The sequence below is a fragment of the Chamaesiphon sp. OTE_75_metabat_556 genome (assembly GCF_031378165.1).
In the GTDB taxonomy this organism is placed as follows: domain Bacteria; phylum Cyanobacteriota; class Cyanobacteriia; order Cyanobacteriales; family Chamaesiphonaceae; genus Chamaesiphon.
On the sequence record NZ_JANNDR010000039.1, the window covers coordinates 1 to 2,539 of the forward strand.

Consider the following 2,539-nt stretch of genomic DNA (forward strand, 5'->3'; position numbering starts at 1 on the left):
ACCGATTTGCTTTTCACAAGCATTTAGTGACGATCCTTAACCCGAACTAACGCTGATCATGAAGATCTAAATTTATAGATTTTCTCGATCGATCGAATCGAGTTTGTAAAAGCTATGCTATATCACCTTTCACCTACCCCGTAAATAATTCACAGGCAATATATACCGAAGTCAACTGCACCGATTCAAACAACTTTGCCCAACCCCAATCATCGATCTGTTCGGCACAATCCCGATATGCTTCCGTATCGGGAGAAATCAATGCTGCCAACATCTCAATCGCCACTTGACTGAGGATCTCCGCGATCGCATTCGCACTGACCAAGTCATTATTTTTAACCAATCGATTCTTCTTGGCAACTACCTGACAAGCTTCCCGAATTGCCTGGGCAGCGGCTTGTTTCTTCTCGATCTCATTACTCGCCAATTGGGGAAAATACCGCTCGATCGAGTCCCATTCCGGGCGGAGATTGCGAATCAATAACTCGACAGTATGTAAATAAATACCCAAATCGATAATTAGATCAGTGGCCTTGGCTTGTCTGGCTAAAAACATGCCGCCAGCTAAGACTAATTGCGGACAAGTATAGTTAAAAGCATCACCAACTTTGCCCCACTTGTGATACAAATCTGCTGTGGTTAATTGCTGGTAATTGGGATTGACTTGCAATGATAAACTGACTGGAAAATAACTAGCGATCGAATCGACATCTAATTCCTCAGTGAGAAATTGGGTGCGAGTATAGCGAGCTGGCTTGGCGATCTTTTGTTGTTGGGCTGCTAATCGATCGAGGATTTTTTCACCATAAGTATCAGCTTCGATCGCCATCCTCAGATCGGTTAATGGTTGTGCTTGATTTACCTCACCTTCGGGCGCAGGCATCGCGATCCGTTGATACAATTCGCCAAATCGATCACCTCCTTGAGTTAAAGCAATAAAGGGAATCGAATAGTTATGTTTATCATCGTCAGGGAGTGGAAATTCATCGCCCCACATCGTAAATAATAGGGGCGGACTCCAGTATTCATTTTGCAGTTCGCGGGCGATCGATTTAATCGCCGTCGGACACCAGGCACTTTCACCCAAATGAGTGCTGACAGACTCTAGTTCGACATCCCAGCAATAAGCCAGCAGCTCGTCAGCCACGCCAAATGGGTACGGTAAGCCGGCCATTTGACCAATTTGAGTATTGACATCGATATATAAATCCCGCTTGGGTAGAGCCTTTTTTAGCTCCCGATCGCGATCGGCGATCCGATCGAGCAAATCTTTGCGCTCCTGGGATTTGAAAAACCACAATGGATATAATGAGTCGATCGCGGTCGTCACAATTTGAATATAACGATCGTTATCGAGATAGATAATCCGCTGAATCAATGACTCTCGATCTGCACCTGTCATCCCCGTTCGGGGCGGCTTGATGCCCACCCAGAGATCCTGAATCTCGGCCAAACTTGCCTTATTACTAAACTCCTCCCAACCACCATTGAGGGCGACTAATTGGAGCGCATAATCGCCCCATTGTTCGAGGTAGCGATCGTATTTACTATCTTTCTTACCCCGCCTGGCTTCAGGTTCGAGGGTTTTGTGCCGATCGATCGCCAGATCCAAGAGTTTATTCAACCGTTGCAACAGGTTATTCGGCGCATCCAAACTATAGAAACTCCGACACTGATAAATCGAATTGAGCGGACTTTCGCCTTTTTCTACCGACTTGCCACAAAACCAAATTTCCCACGCTTTCTTGCTCAAGCCGACGACAGGTTCGCGCTCGATTTCACCCGTGGGCTTGCCAAACAAACTGCCCAATTGGAGATCGGCTACCAATTGTTTGACAGCATAACGATGCTCCTTGCCACCAACCTCGCGCAATTGTGCCAGTACTACCATCCACCGCAGATGATCTGCCAGCAATTTGGGGACTTGCATTGACTGGCTTTTTTTGCTAATTGTCATAGTTACAAAAAACGAAATGAGCGGGTAGAGATTTGGTTGGTGAGAAATGACAACTGTCAGCGTCTTTGTCTACGGCACGCTCAAACCTGGAGCGGCTAATTTCGACTGCTATTGTGGCACTGAAGTAGCGAGTATTTACCGTGCTTATATCTATGGCGAGTTGTACGATCTGCCGTCATTGGGCTATCCAGGAGCGATTCACGGTGCCAGCAAAGTTCAGGGATTCGTGCTGCGGTTTCCGAACTCCAAGATTTTAGCCCAGTTGGATGTCCTCGAAGACTACGAGCCGCACCGAGATCCCGCCGCCAATGATTATAACCGTGAAGCGGTCGTGGCATATACAGCCGATCGGGTTGCCGAGGCTGAAGTGTGGGCTTATTTCATGAATCCAGATCTGGTAAGTCGCTGCGGCGGCATTCGGATTGCTGATGGCTGGTGGGAACCATTAGTGACAAGTTAAGAAAATCGGAAATTTGTCAAGAGGGTGAGAAAAGATGTCAAACTGTTTCTAGTCAACAGTTTGAGGCAATAGATACCTGATGACCAGCCGCCGCAGAAGTAACCGTGACCACGCCAAAAAGC

General features: G+C 47.1%; 2 protein-coding genes. One reads left to right on the top strand and one right to left on the bottom strand.

Going from position 1 to position 2,539, the window contains the following annotated elements; all coding sequences use genetic code 11:
* Window positions 1-133: 133 nt before the first annotated feature.
* Window positions 134-1,957, bottom strand: a complete 1,824-nt coding sequence (locus RMO27_RS01975; RefSeq protein WP_309728590.1) for a hypothetical protein — start codon at window positions 1,955-1,957, stop codon at window positions 134-136.
* Window positions 1,958-2,003: 46 nt separating this feature from the next.
* Here RMO27_RS01975 and RMO27_RS01980 point away from each other — a divergent pair, with 46 nt between their 5' ends.
* On the top strand, window positions 2,004-2,417 hold the full coding sequence (locus tag RMO27_RS01980) for a gamma-glutamylcyclotransferase (RefSeq protein ID WP_309728591.1): 414 nt from the start codon (window positions 2,004-2,006) through the stop codon (window positions 2,415-2,417).
* Window positions 2,418-2,539: the final 122 nt, after the last annotated feature.